We start from the raw sequence: 13,644 nt of genomic DNA, 5'->3' as shown, positions 1-13,644 counted from the left end.
CTTGCCGGGGGCGGCCACGGCCACTTCCTCAGAGACTCCTCATCATGGCCATATCGCCGCCCCACCCTCGCGCGGCATTCTTCTTCATGACCAGCAAGCTCACCGACGAAAGGTTCGGCAGATGCACGATCTACTCTTCGCGGTCCCCACTCTGATCGCCTTCGTGCTCCTGATGCTCGCGGAGTGGATCGCGAGCCGGATCGATCCGGACACCCGGCCCGGCTTGCACGGTTACGACGGCAAGGAGGTCGCGACCAATATCGCGACGTTTGTCCTGAGCCGCGTCACCAAACCGATCCTGACCGCGATCAGTGTCGTGGGTCCGCTCGCGCTGGCCGCCGCTCTCGCCCCCTTCCATCTGGATACCGGCACCTGGTGGGTGTGGCCGCTGGCCTTCGTAGTGGTGGACTTCTTCTACTACTGGGCCCATCGCGCGGATCACCGGGTGCGGCTGATGTGGACCTCGCATTCGGTGCACCACTCGTCGCAGTATTTCAACCTCTCCACCGCGATCCGATTGCCGTGGTTGAACCCGTCGATGCTGGTGCGCGGCATGTTCTTCGCGCCGGCGGCGCTGTTGGGGATCCCGGTGTGGATGGTGCTGCTGATGCAATCGTTGAATCTGTTGTTCCAGTTCCCGATTCATACCGAACGGGTGGGCAGAGTGTGGGGTCCGATCGAGTACCTGTTCAACACCCCGTCACATCACCGTGTACACCACGGTTCGAACAACCCGTACCTGGACAGGAACTACGGCGGTGTCTTCATCGTCTGGGACCGCCTGTTCGGCAGTTATGCCGACGAGGTCGAGCCGGCCCGGTACGGGTTGGTCCACAATATCGACACCCGGAATCCGATTCGGGTGAACTACGCCGAATTCGCCGCGATGCTTTGCGATATCGCGAACGCGAAGACCTGGGCGGGCCGGTTCGGCTATCTGCTCGCACCGCCCGGATACCGTGAAAAGGCGCCCGCCGGTTCACCGTCCCGCAGGGCCGGGGGCCCGCACATCGGCATATCACTCCCCGTCGCGGCACCCGTGGTTGCCGGGATCCCGCAGCCGCCCACCGGGCCGTTCCCACCGACCCCCACTGCCGACTCCAGCACCGAACCGGCACTGGAGCCGTTACTGCGGTGAGGGGCCGAGGTGGGCGATCGAGCAGGTCGTTTTCGGCCACCCGCGGAGACCGGCTCACCTGGGGCACAGGACATGAAACAAGAATGCGCAACCTATGGTTGCGCATTGAACTGTCGCACGCTACCGTAATACGCAACCAACAGTTGCATATAGGAGGAAGCGTATGGAGTACGGCAGTGTCGAACGCGAGATCCATGTGGAGGCCTCCCCCGAGGTGGTCTTCGAGGTGGTCAGCCGGCCCGAGCACATCGCTCAGTGGTGGACCGACGATGCCGGTTTCGAACCGGTACCCGGCGCGACCGGCGAGTTCGTCTGGGGTGACCGCAAACAGGTCGCGCCGATGTCGGTCGTGGACGTCGACCCACCGCGCCTGTTCTCCTTCCGCTGGTGCTACCCCGGCGGAGCCGTCGATGATTCCGCCGGCTCACTGCTGGTCACCTTCGAACTCGCGCCCGCCGGAACGGGAACCAGGATCCGGCTCACCGAGACCGGTTTCCGGGAAATGGGCTGGGCGGACGCGTTGGCGCAGGAAGAACACCGCGAACATATCGACGGCTGGGACTTCTACCTGCCCCGTCTGGGCGAATACGTCACCCGGCTGGTCTCCACGCCGTGACCACCGCAGTCGACGACCGCCTGTGGTCCGCCATAGGCGACCCGACCCGTCGCCGCATGCTCGACCTACTGCTCGCCGCGGGCGAGGGCACCGCCACCGGCCTCAGCGAGCGACTACCCGTGACGCGGCAGGCCGTCGCGAAACATCTCGGCGTACTCGACCGCGCCGGACTGGTGCACGCCACCGCCACCGGCCGGGAACGCCGATACCGGGTAGACGAGGCCCAACTCGCCCGGGCGGTCGCCCAGCTGTCGTCGGTGGGCGCGGCCTGGGATGCCCGGCTGCGCCGGATCAAGAGCATCGCCGAGGCGATCCAGCGGGTCCAGGACCAGCAGAGCGGCCAGCAGTAAATCCTTACCGCAGATCGAAATACATCCGGAGAGAAGAGGTATCGACCATGGTGAACATACTGCACAGAGTCGGCGTCGAAGCGGCTCCGGCCGAGATATATACCGCCTTGACCACACCCGAAGGGCTGGCCGGCTGGTGGGCTTCGGATACCCGAGGCAAGGGCAGCGATATCGGCGGCCTGCTGCAATTCCGGTTCGTCGCGGGCGGTTTCGATATGAAGGTGGTCGAACTGACCCCGGGCGAGCACGTCCGCTGGGAAGTGATCGAAGGTCCCGCCGAATGGATCGGCACCCATATCGACTGGAAAATCACCCGGGCCGACACCTACACCGTCGTACTGTTCGAACACGAGGGCTGGCGGGAGCCGGTGGAGTTCATGTATCACTGCAGTACCAAATGGGCGACCTTCCTCCTGAGCATGAAATCGCTGGTGGAAACGGGTAAGGGCGCGCCGGACCCGCACGATGTGAAGATCGACGACTGGAATTGACCCACCGGTTCACCGCAACCGGCGCCGCGCCCGCTCCCATTCGACCGTTGCCGCCCGGACGGCGTCCCGGGCGGCCCGATCGGCGTTACGGGCGAACCGGCGCCGGGCTTCCACTGCGGTGAGCTCGTCGCGTAGTTCCGCCAGCCGGGCCTCGGTGGCCCCGAGGTGCTCGGCGGCCTGTCGCGCCTCCAGTTCCGCACTGGTGAGAGCCTCCTGCGCGGCCGCCTCCGCCGCCCGTGCCCGCTCCTGCTCACGCTGACGTTGTGCTTCGACCCGCGCCTCCCGATCATCCTGGTCCGCGGCAGATTCGGCAGAATGTGTCGTTTTCCGTCGCGCACCGGAAACGGCGGGGTTCGCCCCGTCCCGGACCACGCTGAGGTCCGGTTCCACCGGTCCGAACCCCGCGTAAGTCTCTGCGGCCACCAGGGTGCCGGTCCGGACCCGTTCGGCGATCTCCGGATCGGCCAGCGCCGCGGTCAGCGTTTCGCTCACCTGCCGCAGAACCGCATCCGAGACGGGCCGGCCCTGCCCGGCGACCAACTCTCCCGCCCGACCGGTGAGCGCGTCCACCACCTGCCGCCGCTGCCGGGTCAGCTCACGCAACTGTTCACCGGACAATTGCCGCTGCGCGGTCCGCAGATCGGCACCGAGCCGGAGCAGGGCGTCGACCTCGCCGGGCGCGGCGCGCACCAGCATATTCACCGTCCATCCCGCAACGGTCGGTTTGCGCAGGGCAGAAATCGCCGCCGCCAGCTCCCGATCACCGGATTCCCTGGCTGCAGCCGCCCGAGCGTCGCGCGCGGCGACGAAGTCCCCGGGCGCCAGCCCGTACAGATCGGCGGCCACCTCGCCCAGGCTCATAACGCCCGAGCCTAGAGGCTGTGCCCGCAGCGAACCAGGACCGTCCCGCGATTGCGATCACGGTGGTTCCATCTATCGCGGAGCGTTCACCGGGCCTATCGCGGAGCGTTCACCGGGCTCTGAGCCCGGCTGCGGCGGCGGTCTCGATCACGCGTCGTTTCCGCAGGTCGCGGCGGCAGCTCCGGTTCGGTTGATGAAAACTGTGGGGATGGGTGCCCCCACCACCGAGGTACCGGCCGCGCAACGGCACCGCAGACTGTTGCGCAGTGGCGTGTGGTCGGCGTACCTTCTCGCGCTCGTCATCGTCACCGTGCTCTTCGGCCCGCCGACCCAGCGGATCTATCAGGCGCTGTGGATCGTCGTGGGCATCGCGGCATTCACGCCGGACCGCCCGTGGCGCGACCAAGTGCGCATTCTCGTCGACTGGGTGCCGCTGATCGCCGCACTGGTCGTCTACGACCACAGCCGAGGGATCGCCAACACCCTCGGGATGCCGGTGCGAGTCCGGGAACCCGCCGTGGTGGAACGCGGGCTGTTCGGCGGCACCATCCCGACGGTCTGGCTACAGGAGCAGCTGGCCGACGACGGCGGGCGCCCCTGGTGGACCGTGCTCACCGGGCTCGTCTACACCAGCCATTTCCTGGTGCCGTGGCTGCTCGCCGCTGTCTTCTACGTACAGTCGCGGGAGCGCTGGTCGAAATATATGCGCCGGATTCTGCTGCTGTCCTATCTCGGTCTGCTGACCTACGTTCTGATACCCGCCGCGCCGCCCTGGTACGCCGCCCGTGCCGGGGTGATCGAGGCCGAGATCCATCGGAGCACCGGGTTCGGGTTCCAGTTGTACTCGGCCGATATCGGCGCGGACTGGCTGGCCGCGCACAGCAATCCCGTCGCCGCGGTACCGTCACTGCACGCGGCCTTCGCGCTGCTGGTCTCTGTCGCCTTGTGGCCGTTGGCCCGGCACTGGTGGTGGCGGGTTCCGCTGGCGGTCTTCCCGATCGCGATGGGGTTCACCCTGGTGTACGGGGGTGAGCACTATGTCATCGATGTGCTGCTGGGCTGGGTGTACGTCGGGTTGGCGATTCTGCTGGCCCGAATGTGGGAACGCCGGCGCGCACCCGCCGCACTACAACCGGCTCCGGCGACCGGGCCGGTCGGCGGTGGCTAGCCGGCCCGGCCCTACCGGCCGGCCCAGGGCCCGAGCAGCAGGGTGCAGGCCCGGCGGATGTCGGCCACGGCCTGATCCGCACTCAGCTGGCCGGCGGTCGCCCAGGTCAGGATGCCGTAGGCGCACTGCTCGGCCAGCCGGGCCAGTTGCTGATCCGCGGCATCCGGTTCGGTGATCCCGGCGGCGGCGATGATCCGATCACGCATCGTGGTGTCGACCGGCACCGTTCCGGCCGACCGGACCGCATTGGCCGAGACCAGCATGGCCCGCCCCAGCCGGGGTCGCCGGAGCAGGCCGGTCACCGCGGATTCGAGCAGGTCGGCGACGGCGCCCACCGGGTCGTCCGGCACCTGTGCCGCCAGCGGCAGATCGGCGACGGCCGACTCCAGGACGCCCGAGTAGAGGTGATGTTTGGACGGGTAGTAGCGGTAGAGCGTCCCCAGCGCGACCCCGGCCGCTGCGGCGATATCGGACATCTGGACTCGTTCGAGCCCCTCTTCGGCACCGAGCCGGGCGGCCGCGCGCAGGATCGCGCGGCGACGGGCGTGCTGGATGGTGGTGGTCGCCCGGCCGGGTTCCCGGGGTTCGGCAATCCGTGGCACTGTGTACCTCCGATCGGAAAAGTAGAATTCACTCTAGTATTTCCGCGTCGCCGGTTGTAGAACTGGGTGTGGCCGGAACTCGAACGGAGACATACCTATGACCCACCTCGACCCCGTGCGCTACGGCCCCTGGGCGGTGATCACCGGCGGCTCCGAGGGTGTGGGCCGATCGTTCGCCCTACGACTCGCGGAATCCGGACTCCACCTGCTGCTGGTGGCCCGGCGGCCCGGTCCCCTGGCCGATACCGCCGAGCAGTGCCGGGCACTCGGCGTAGAAGTCCGCACGCTGACCGCCGACCTCACCGAGCCGGACGCGGCGCGAGCAGTACTCGACGCGGCCTCCGATGTCGAGGTCGGGCTACTGGTGCACAACGCGGGCGCCAACACCCACAGCGCCGATTTCCTCGACGGCGACCCCGCCGCCTTCCAGCAGGTCATAGATCTCAACATCACTACACCGCTGACCCTGGTCCACGGCTTCGGCAACGCGATGCGTGACCGGCGACGCGGCGGCATCCTGCTGGTGGGATCGCTGGCCGGATATCTGGGATCACGGCGGCATACGGTCTACGGCGGCGTGAAGGCCTTCGGACGGATCTTCGCCGAGAGCCTCTGGCTGGAACTGCGCGAGGACGGTGTGGATGTGCTCGAACTCGTACTCGGCGTGACACGGACACCGGCGATGGAGCGCGTCGGCCTCGACTTCGACATCCCCGGGATGCCCGTCTCCGAACCCGCCGACGTGGCGTCCGAAGGCTTGGCCGCGCTGAGCCGGGGCCCGGTCCATGTCATCGGCGCCCATGAACATCTGGCCGCCCGGCGCAGCGAACCCGATCGCGCGGCGGCGGTCCTGGGAGCCGACCGGATGATGCGCCGCATCATCGGCGCCACCGAGGACCGGCACCGATGAGGGTCGGCCTGTCCACCCCGATCGTGGTACGGGTCCCCGGAATCGCCTCCTCCTGGGAAGCCGGCGCCGGACCCGCCGAACTCGCCCGGATCGCGGAAACCGCCGATGATCTCGGTTTCGACCATCTGACCTGTTCGGAGCACGTCGCGATCCCCACGGCCGAGGCGGGCGCCCGCGGATCGACCTATTGGGACCCGCTGGCGACTCTGTCCTATCTCGCGGCACGCACCGGCCGGATCCGGTTGGCGACCTCGGTCGTCGTTCTGGGATACCACCATCCGCTGGCACTCGCGAAGAGCTACGGCACGCTCGATCGGCTCAGCGGCGGCCGAGTCGTGCTGGGTGTGGGCGTCGGATCGCTGGAAGCAGAATTCGCGCTGCTGGACGCGGAATGGGCCGGACGCGGCGCCGCCGCCGAACGCGCACTCGCCGAATTGCGCGACGCGTGGGGTCGCCGGGAAGTCGGGGATTTCGTCATCGATCCGGCCGCGACCTCGACCACCGCACCCCTGTGGGTCGGCGGCCGCACCCGCCGGTCGCTGCGCCGGGCCGTGGCACTGGGTACCGGCTGGGTTCCGTTCGGCCTGTCCCCGGACGCACTGTCCGCGCACCTGCACGCGGTGACCCTGCCACCGGACTTCGAAGTGGTGCTGAGCCCGGGTCGCGCATTGAACCCGCTCACCGATCCCGACGGCGCCCGGCGGCGGCTGGCCGGGTTGCGCGATATCGGCGCCACCGTCGCCTGCTGTGCGGTCCGGGCCACCGATATCGATCACTATTGCGCTCAACTCGCGGCCCTGATCGCAGTGGCCACGCCGCTTTGAGACCCACGACGGAAAGGAAAGCTGTGGACGAGGAACGACTCGCACGCCTCGAGGAACGCATGCGTCGGCTGGAAGACGAAGGGGAGATCGCCCGGCTCCTCGCCTCCTACGGCCCGTTCGTCGATGCCGGCGCCGCCGCGGAAGTGGCGCAGCTGTGGACCGAAGACGGTATATACGACGTCGAGGGCTGGCATATGCGGGGTCGGGCGGATATCCACGCGATGGTCGAGTCGGCAGCGCACCGGTCCCTGATCGATACGGGCTGTACGCATTTCCTCGGCCCGGCGCGGATCGTACTCGAGGGTGACGAGGCGACGGCGGTCTGCGAATCGCTACTGGTACGCCACTACGACGACGGCTACCGCGTATGGCGTGCAGGTGCCAACAGTTTCCGGCTCACCCGCACCCCGGCGGGTTGGCGAATCAGCCGCCGGGTCACCCGCGCCCTCGACGGCGGCCCCGAGGCCCGGGACCTGTTGCTCGACAATACTTCTCGTACGGACGGCTGAGCACACCGGGAGTAGCCGTCGGCCTCGCCGCCGGTGAACCCGCCTCGATCTGATCGGCGATCTGCTCTGCGGTGCCGACGAACTGCGGCAGCAGCACACCCACGGCGGGCGATCGGTCTTCATGGCGAAGAATAGATACCGCTGCCAGGTGTGGATACCAAGGTGAGACCGGATCCACCCGCGAGTGTCCGGGCGGCCGACGGGGTTCCGCCGACTGCGGGAGCCGTGGGATAGGTGTCATCGAACCGTCCACTCCGAACAGACCGTCGTAGACCACGCGACGAAGACATGCGAAACGGGCCGCGAATCGAGCGGCTCGTTCGGCGCATCGATCGATACCCACGTGATCATGACCGTTCCTGGTTCATCCGCGGGTATCTGGTTGCGGCCCTACACGAGCCACACAATTGCGGGACAGCGCCGGATTCACACCGGACTTCCCCACGGACGTCGGACGCATACGCGAGCACCCCTCGGGTGACCACGGGCTCATCGCGCGCGACGCCCGTCTCGGCAGGTGGCGGGCGGTGCCGGCGCATGAGGCGAACGCACAGCGTGTGATCCAGGCCGCGACCGGTCCACGTTTGCCCACGAGGACCACGGGTAGTCATCCAAGGAAATGCTCTCGTCGTGTTCGGATCCTCACCAGGACGGTTCGAGAGGGGGCGGCGCAACGGGCAACAGGTGGCTAGGAGAGTCGGGTGTCGGTAGTTCTCGTGCTTCAGGCGCGCGGTCTCGGTGATCTTCTCACCGCGGTCCCGGCACTGCGTGCCCTCCGCCGGGCCCGTCGCAACGATCACCTGGTGCTGGCCGCCCCACATCATCTGCGTCCCATCGTCGATGTGATCGCCTGCGTGGACGAGATGGTTCCCATCGCCGATCCGCAGGGTCTGCGCTGGGACGGTCCGCCGCCGAAATTGGCGGTGAACCTGCACCGCCCCGGTGCCCTCCCGATCGTGCAACTCGGCAAAACCGGCGCCGAACGTATCCTCACCTATCGGGATCCGGCGTTTCCGGAGATCCCGGCACCGGAGTGGCGGCCCGAGCATCACCCGATCGACCGCTGGTGTCATCTGCTCGAGTTCGACGGGATCGGCGCGGACCGGCGCAATCTGGGGCTCCTGCCGCCGGTGGCCACTACCGATCACCGTGACAGCGTGGTCGTCCATGTCGGGGCGGGCGCACCGGCCCGACGCTGGCCCGCCGACCGCTTCGCGGCGGTGATCCGGCATCTACTGGTCCTCGGGCACGAGGTGGTGCTGACCGGCGACGAATACGATCGCGAGAACGCGCTGGGGATCGCGGCGCGCGCCGGGCTGTCCGGGCGCCGGGTACTGGCCGGCACCCAGAACCTCATCGAATTGTCGGCGACGGTGGCAGAGGCTTCGGTCGTCCTGTGCGGCGATACCGGCGTGGCGCATCTGGCCACCGCCTTCGGGACCCGCACCGTGCAGTTGTTCGGTCCCACCCCCCCGGAGCAGGGCGGGCCGCCGAGCCATCTGCTGAACCGGCACGAAGTGCTGTGGGCGGGACGCACCGGCGACCGCTTCGCCGGCACTCCCGACCCGGGTCTGCTGCAGATCGGATCGGCCGAGGTGATCGCGGCGCTGGACCGGCAGCTGGACAAACGCCGTGGGGAAGCGAGCGTAACCGGCGCGGCGTTCCGCAGGGTCGGCTGAGGCGCCCGGTTCCCGCGGAACTGTTATCCCTGCTCACGTGCATCGCTGAGCGCGGCCGCGTAGGCGGCCAGCGCACTCTGCCAGAACTGTTCCAGGTAGTCGCGGGCGTCGCCGAGCCCGCGCGGGTCCAGGGAGTACAGGCGCCGATTGCCCATCGGCCGCACCATCACCAGCCGCGCGTCCCGGAGAACTCGCAGATGCTGGGATACCGCCGAACTACTGATTCCGACCTGTGTCGCGAGTTCCCCGACCGAGCGTGGCCCGGCGGGCAGCGCTTCGAATATCGCGCGCCTGGTGGGGTCGGCCAGGGCGATCAGGGGCGCAACTCTGTTAGCGACCACTGAAATAGTGTCGATCTTCTGGCACACTCCGGTCAAATCTAGATCAATGTCTCATTTGTGCAGCTCGTCGACCGATTTCCAAGTTTTCGTTACCGTTCGGTAATACTCGACCTGGGCTTATGCGCAAACGTGACGGTTGCCACATGCTTGCTGGATCGGCGTGTCGGTCCCCTAGCTTGTAACCATGCCCGTGACCCTTCCGTTACCTTTCCGTAAGTTCACGGTGCCGCCGATCGGCCGTCGCAACATCACGACGCAGGTCGTCGCCACCTCGACCGCCCTTTGCGCCGGTTTCGGCCTGTTCGCCGCAGGAGCCGATTCCGGTAACGAACAGATCACCCCGGTGGCCGCCACCTCGGAGGCCCCGGCCGACCGGGCCGACCGCGCGCCCGCCGAGCGGCCCGCCACCTCGCACGACCCCGCCGCCTGGGATCCCCATCAGGCCGCTCAACCCGCCCCGGTCTCGTTCCCGTTCCCGTTCTTCGAACCGCCGCGACCGACCACGGTATACCCGGCCGACGGCGTAGTGTCCTCGGGCTTCGGGGCACGCTGGGGCACCGCCCACAACGGCATCGACTTCGCCGCCAATATGGGTTCACCGATCCGGACGGTCACCGACGGTGTCGTGATCGAGGCCGGCCCCGCCACCGGATTCGGGCTGTGGGTCCGCGTCCAGCAGGACGACGGCAGCGTCGGCGTGTACGGCCATATGCAGGACATCCTGGTGTCGGTCGGCCAGCCCGTGCGCGCCGGTGACGTGATCGCCACCGTCGGCAGCCGCGGCCAATCCACCGGACCGCACCTGCACTACGAGGTCCACCAGCCCGGTATCGGCCCGGTCGACCCGGCCCCCTATCTCGCCGGGCGCGGCCTCGATCTGGGCAATATCCCCGACTGACCCTTACCTCTGACCCACCCGACGGGGCCCCGGCGTACCGGGGTACCGGCCGCACACAGTCCCGTAGCGGGACGCAGCGGCCGGATCCCCGTTCCTACCGTCGGTTGCATGTCCGTAGTCCTGCTCCGCGGCGTACCGGCTCGTTCCGAACGCCCCACAACTTCCGATCTCTGTCGGGTGATCGGACGCCTGCACCGGCCTTTGCTGCTCAGTTCCGCGGCAATGGCCGGTCTGGTGATTGTGGGCCTGATCGCGATGGTCGTCGACGATCGCGTCCTGCTCGGCGAGTCGGTGTGGCTCAAACCGGTCAAATTCGGGGTGGCGTTCCTGCTCTATTCGTTGACCTTGGCATGGCTGCTGTCACTGCCGCACCGCGGCCGGCGGGTCACCTGGTGGCTGGGTGTCGTGTTCTCCGCCACCGCGTTCGTGGATGTCGGATTCGTCGTGATCCAGGCCGCACGCGGTACCTTCAGCCATTTCAACACCGAAACCGATGCGGTCAACGAGATCGGGCAGAAAGTGTTCGCCTCCGGGGTACCGGGACTCTTCCTGGCGAATCTGTTGATCGCCGTGATCGTTTCGATACGTCCGGGCGCGGATCGGCCGACGGTCTGGGCGATTCGTGGCGGCCTGGTCATGGCGGTGGTCTCGATGGCGCTGGGCTACCTCATGGGTTTCACCGGTACTCAGCTCACTCGCACCTCGGACGGCCGCCTCGTAGAACTGGCTGCCGGGCATACCGTCGTCGACGCCGCTACCCGGCAGGCGGTGGGCGCACCGGACGCGGTGGCGGGGATGCCGATAACGCACTGGAGCACCCTGGGCGGGGATCTGCGCATTCCGCATTTCATCGGCTTGCACGGAATCCAGGTGGTATTGGCCGCAGTGGTGGTGCTGGCGTGGTGCGCGGCGCGCTTCCCCCGGCTGCGACCGGCCCGGACCCGCAGCCAGTTGATCGGGGTGGTGATCCTCGGCTGGGGTGGGTTACAGGCGATCACATTCTGGCAGGCGATGCGCGGACAGTCTCTCGTAGACCCTGATAACACCACCCTGCTCACTGCGCTCGGCCTGGGGGCACTGGTTACGATTCTCACCGCCACGGTCCTGCGGTTCACCTCGGAGCCGGAAACCGAGCACGCCACGCACCCGGTCCTACAGCGCGTTTCGACCCAGGTCAGCGCAACCGTTCCGCGTCCCGAGCCAGTTCGACCAGCACCACGCTGAGTCGAGCGAGCTCGTCCCGGTCGGCGCCCTCGTCGACCGCGGTCGCCACATCCTCGGCGGCACAGCGTGCGGCGAACCAGCGGTCGGCCAGCGCGGTGGCCTCCGCGGCACTGAGCACCACCGAATCGGCGGGGATCCCAGTGCCCTTCACATTGTTGCGATGTTCATAGGCACGCTGACGACAGGACTGCCGACAGTAACGGCGCCGCCGCCCCGCTTCGGCATCCACTATCTCCCGACCACACCACAGGCACGACTCCAACCGGCGCGACATGACCCGACACCCTAATAGGCACTCTCGCAGGAGCACACACCGCACACCGCGCAACCCCTGTTCGCGGAACCCCGTACAATTACAAGGCTCTCCCGAACTGGGAACGGAAAGACCCTCACGAACGTTGACATGAACAGGGCGCACGGCCTGGACCGGCACGAGTCCACGATTCGTGACACAGCGAACGGACCGCGCATGTGACCCGAACGGTCGGCGGACGATAACGGCCGGCGAAACGCGACCCACGAGGACGCGGTAGCAGAACGACAGGGGTCGACCCACCGGTTCGCGCCCCGGCACGGGTTCCGGTGCCCGCGCAGCGGATACGCCACAGGTGTTTCCGCTCCGGAACACCGGAGCCGAGCGGCAGGGAACTGCGAGCCCGCGCGCGGCAACGCGCCGACAACACAGAGAGGACCTGTACAGATGGCAGATCGCGTACTCCGGGGCAGCCGGCTCGGAGCGGTGAGCTACGAAACCGACCGCGACCATGATCTGGCACCCCGCCGGATCGCCCGGTACCGGACCGACAATGGCGAAGAGTTCGATGTCCCCTTCGCCGACGACGCCGAGATCCCGCCGACCTGGTTGTGCCGCAACGGCCAGGAAGGCGTGCTGCTCGAAGGCACCACGCAGGAGGCGAAGAAGGTGAAGCCGCCGCGCACACATTGGGACATGCTGCTGGAACGGCGGAGTAAAGAGGAGCTCGAGGAATTGCTCAAGGAGCGGCTGGAACTGCTCAAGACCCGTCGCCGGGGCTGAGTGCCCGGGCAACTCGTCGACGGCAAAGGCCGTGTCCGCCGGAATTCCGGCGGACACGGCCTTTGTCGTGGTCCGGGCTCAGTTGTTTCCGTGAGCAGGGCTCAGTGGCTGGCCACCCGGCGGTACTGCAACAACGCCAGCGGGATGGCGATCAGCAGAATAGCCCCCGAACACATGATCGCGTATTCGACGCAGTGCTCGGCCGGCCAGCCGGTCGCGGGGACGAAGGTCGGGGGTGCGCTGTTGTCGAACAATTTCCGGCCGGTCGCCGCGACCGCGGTGATCGGATTCCATTCGGCGATGGTGGCCAGCGGACCGGGCAGGGTCTGGGCCGAGATGAACGCCGAAGAGATGAACGACAGCGGGAACAGCCAGATCAGACCGGCGCTCTGGGCTACTTCGACGTTCGGCGCGAGCAGACCGGTGAGCGCGCCGACCCACGACATCGCGAACGCGAACAGCAGGAGCACCGCGTAGGCGAGTACGGCACCGGCCACGGTCCCTTCGATGCTCCAGCCGACGATATAACCGCATATGGTCATCACCAGCAGGCTGACCATGCTCACCACCAGGTCCGAAAGCGTGCGGCCCATCAGCACCGCCAGCCGGGACATGGGCAGTGAGCGCATCCGGTCGATAATGCCCTTCTCCAGGTCACCTGCCAGCCCCACCGTGGTGAACGCGGCGCTGAAGGCGACGGTCTGGGCCATGATCCCGGCGATCAGGAACTCGCGGTACTCACCACCGCCGAGTGAGGCGCCGAACACGTAGGCGAAGAGGAAGACGAACATCAGCGGCTGCACCGTGGCGGTGACCAGCAATGTCGGCACCCGCATGATGGTGAGCAGATTGCGATGCGCCACGATCGCGCTGTCCCGGAAGAACCGGAACCGGGGTTCGGTGGACTTCGGAATTCGATGCGAGCCCGTCGCGTGTGCCAGTTCCGCCTCCGTCTCATCGGTCGGGCTGGTGGTTTCGGATTCGACCGCGACTTCTG

17 protein-coding genes and 1 riboswitch are annotated in these 13,644 nt (G+C 67.6%); of the genes, 12 read left to right on the top strand and 5 right to left on the bottom strand.

What is annotated here, in order from left to right; all coding sequences use genetic code 11:
- Window positions 1-121: 121 nt before the first annotated feature.
- The 4 genes from OG405_RS07405 to OG405_RS07390 all read left to right on the top strand — a co-directional run bounded on the left by OG405_RS07405 (window position 122) and on the right by OG405_RS07390 (window position 2,595).
- Window positions 122-1,138 (top strand): sterol desaturase family protein, encoded by a 1,017-nt coding sequence (locus OG405_RS07405; protein WP_327150872.1) that lies wholly within the window; start codon window positions 122-124, stop codon window positions 1,136-1,138.
- 163 nt (window positions 1,139-1,301) lie between these two features.
- Window positions 1,302-1,754 carry an SRPBCC domain-containing protein gene (locus OG405_RS07400; protein ID WP_327150871.1) on the top strand — a complete coding sequence of 151 codons (453 nt, stop codon included), beginning with the start codon at window positions 1,302-1,304 and terminating at the stop codon, window positions 1,752-1,754.
- Window positions 1,751-2,104 (top strand): ArsR/SmtB family transcription factor, encoded by a 354-nt coding sequence (locus OG405_RS07395; RefSeq protein WP_327150870.1) that lies wholly within the window; start codon window positions 1,751-1,753, stop codon window positions 2,102-2,104. The genes OG405_RS07400 and OG405_RS07395 overlap by 4 nt, the downstream gene beginning before the upstream one ends.
- 47 nt (window positions 2,105-2,151) lie before the next feature.
- Window positions 2,152-2,595, top strand: a complete 444-nt coding sequence (locus OG405_RS07390; RefSeq protein ID WP_327150869.1) for an SRPBCC family protein — start codon at window positions 2,152-2,154, stop codon at window positions 2,593-2,595.
- A 9-nt stretch (window positions 2,596-2,604) separates the two neighbouring features.
- On the opposite strand, the gene OG405_RS07385 is transcribed toward OG405_RS07390, so the two are convergent.
- On the bottom strand, window positions 2,605-3,456 hold the full coding sequence (locus OG405_RS07385; RefSeq protein ID WP_327150868.1) for a hypothetical protein: 852 nt from the start codon (window positions 3,454-3,456) through the stop codon (window positions 2,605-2,607).
- A 193-nt stretch (window positions 3,457-3,649) separates the two neighbouring features.
- Here OG405_RS07385 and OG405_RS07380 point away from each other — a divergent pair, with 193 nt between their 5' ends.
- Window positions 3,650-4,624 (top strand): phosphatase PAP2 family protein, encoded by a 975-nt coding sequence (locus OG405_RS07380; protein WP_442790674.1) that lies wholly within the window; start codon window positions 3,650-3,652, stop codon window positions 4,622-4,624.
- Between the two features lie 11 nt (window positions 4,625-4,635).
- On the opposite strand, the gene OG405_RS07375 is transcribed toward OG405_RS07380, so the two are convergent.
- Window positions 4,636-5,226: a TetR family transcriptional regulator gene (locus OG405_RS07375; RefSeq protein ID WP_327150867.1), complete on the bottom strand. Its 591-nt coding sequence runs from the start codon at window positions 5,224-5,226 to the stop codon at window positions 4,636-4,638.
- Between the two features lie 97 nt (window positions 5,227-5,323).
- Here OG405_RS07375 and OG405_RS07370 point away from each other — a divergent pair, with 97 nt between their 5' ends.
- From OG405_RS07370 to OG405_RS07355, 4 genes are all read left to right on the top strand, one after another.
- Window positions 5,324-6,136, top strand: coding sequence for an SDR family NAD(P)-dependent oxidoreductase (locus OG405_RS07370; protein ID WP_327150866.1), 813 nt, complete (start codon window positions 5,324-5,326; stop codon window positions 6,134-6,136).
- Entirely contained in the window at window positions 6,133-6,960 is an 828-nt protein-coding gene (locus OG405_RS07365; protein WP_327150865.1) for a TIGR03619 family F420-dependent LLM class oxidoreductase, read from the top strand. The genes OG405_RS07370 and OG405_RS07365 overlap by 4 nt, the downstream gene beginning before the upstream one ends.
- Before the next feature lie 23 nt (window positions 6,961-6,983).
- The gene (locus OG405_RS07360; protein ID WP_327150864.1) at window positions 6,984-7,469 is read left to right on the top strand and encodes a nuclear transport factor 2 family protein; all 486 of its coding nucleotides are present in this window, start codon (window positions 6,984-6,986) and stop codon (window positions 7,467-7,469) included.
- 352 nt (window positions 7,470-7,821) lie between these two features.
- Window positions 7,822-7,944: riboswitch (cobalamin riboswitch) on the bottom strand.
- Between the two features lie 226 nt (window positions 7,945-8,170).
- The gene (locus OG405_RS07355) at window positions 8,171-9,148 is read left to right on the top strand and encodes a glycosyltransferase family 9 protein (protein WP_327150863.1); all 978 of its coding nucleotides are present in this window, start codon (window positions 8,171-8,173) and stop codon (window positions 9,146-9,148) included.
- Window positions 9,149-9,171: 23 nt separating this feature from the next.
- Here OG405_RS07355 and OG405_RS07350 read toward each other — a convergent pair whose 3' ends face one another.
- Window positions 9,172-9,489: an ArsR/SmtB family transcription factor gene (locus tag OG405_RS07350; protein ID WP_327150862.1), complete on the bottom strand. Its 318-nt coding sequence runs from the start codon at window positions 9,487-9,489 to the stop codon at window positions 9,172-9,174.
- 184 nt (window positions 9,490-9,673) lie between these two features.
- On the opposite strand from OG405_RS07350, the gene OG405_RS07345 reads away from it, so the two are divergent.
- Together OG405_RS07345 and OG405_RS07340 are read left to right on the top strand one after the other, a co-directional pair.
- Complete coding sequence (locus tag OG405_RS07345; RefSeq protein ID WP_327150861.1) at window positions 9,674-10,387, top strand: M23 family metallopeptidase; 714 nt, start codon at window positions 9,674-9,676, stop codon at window positions 10,385-10,387.
- A 108-nt stretch (window positions 10,388-10,495) separates the two neighbouring features.
- Window positions 10,496-11,611 carry a hypothetical protein gene (locus OG405_RS07340; protein ID WP_327150860.1) on the top strand — a complete coding sequence of 372 codons (1,116 nt, stop codon included), beginning with the start codon at window positions 10,496-10,498 and terminating at the stop codon, window positions 11,609-11,611.
- Here OG405_RS07340 and OG405_RS07335 read toward each other — a convergent pair.
- Entirely contained in the window at window positions 11,562-11,885 is a 324-nt protein-coding gene (locus OG405_RS07335; RefSeq protein ID WP_327150859.1) for a hypothetical protein, read from the bottom strand. The two genes, OG405_RS07340 and OG405_RS07335, sit on opposite strands and share 50 nt — an antisense overlap.
- A gap of 426 nt (window positions 11,886-12,311) precedes the next feature.
- On the opposite strand from OG405_RS07335, the gene OG405_RS07330 reads away from it, so the two are divergent.
- Entirely contained in the window at window positions 12,312-12,647 is a 336-nt protein-coding gene (locus OG405_RS07330; protein WP_058855637.1) for an RNA polymerase-binding protein RbpA, read from the top strand.
- A 101-nt stretch (window positions 12,648-12,748) separates the two neighbouring features.
- Here the strand turns inward: OG405_RS07330 and OG405_RS07325 are convergent, their stop codons facing one another.
- Window positions 12,749-13,483 (bottom strand): ABC transporter permease, encoded by a 735-nt coding sequence (locus OG405_RS07325; protein WP_327152258.1) that lies wholly within the window; start codon window positions 13,481-13,483, stop codon window positions 12,749-12,751.
- Window positions 13,484-13,644: the final 161 nt, after the last annotated feature.

Origin of the sequence: Nocardia sp. NBC_01329, assembly GCF_035956715.1 — a bacterium.
GTDB lineage: Bacteria > Actinomycetota > Actinomycetes > Mycobacteriales > Mycobacteriaceae > Nocardia.
Note: the sequence above shows the minus strand (reverse complement) of the source record. Positions and strands in the feature narration are given on the sequence as shown.

Excerpts from the sequence above, each read along its gene's own strand:
- OG405_RS07405 (WP_327150872.1), top strand. The coding sequence starts at position 122 with ATGCACGATCTACTCTTCGCGGTCCCCACTCTGATCGCCTTCGTGCTC.
- OG405_RS07400 (WP_327150871.1), top strand. The coding sequence starts at position 1,302 with ATGGAGTACGGCAGTGTCGAACGCGAGATCCATGTGGAGGCCTCCCCC.
- OG405_RS07390 (WP_327150869.1), top strand. The coding sequence starts at position 2,152 with ATGGTGAACATACTGCACAGAGTCGGCGTCGAAGCGGCTCCGGCCGAG.
- OG405_RS07385 (WP_327150868.1), bottom strand. The coding sequence starts at position 3,456 with ATGAGCCTGGGCGAGGTGGCCGCCGATCTGTACGGGCTGGCGCCCGGG.
- OG405_RS07380 (WP_442790674.1), top strand. The coding sequence starts at position 3,650 with ATGAAAACTGTGGGGATGGGTGCCCCCACCACCGAGGTACCGGCCGCG.
- OG405_RS07370 (WP_327150866.1), top strand. The coding sequence starts at position 5,324 with ATGACCCACCTCGACCCCGTGCGCTACGGCCCCTGGGCGGTGATCACC.
- OG405_RS07365 (WP_327150865.1), top strand. The coding sequence starts at position 6,133 with ATGAGGGTCGGCCTGTCCACCCCGATCGTGGTACGGGTCCCCGGAATC.
- OG405_RS07345 (WP_327150861.1), top strand. The coding sequence starts at position 9,674 with ATGCCCGTGACCCTTCCGTTACCTTTCCGTAAGTTCACGGTGCCGCCG.
- OG405_RS07340 (WP_327150860.1), top strand. The coding sequence starts at position 10,496 with ATGTCCGTAGTCCTGCTCCGCGGCGTACCGGCTCGTTCCGAACGCCCC.
- OG405_RS07335 (WP_327150859.1), bottom strand. The coding sequence starts at position 11,885 with ATGTCGCGCCGGTTGGAGTCGTGCCTGTGGTGTGGTCGGGAGATAGTG.
- OG405_RS07330 (WP_058855637.1), top strand. The coding sequence starts at position 12,312 with ATGGCAGATCGCGTACTCCGGGGCAGCCGGCTCGGAGCGGTGAGCTAC.
- OG405_RS07325 (WP_327152258.1), bottom strand. The coding sequence starts at position 13,483 with ATGCGGGTGCCGACATTGCTGGTCACCGCCACGGTGCAGCCGCTGATG.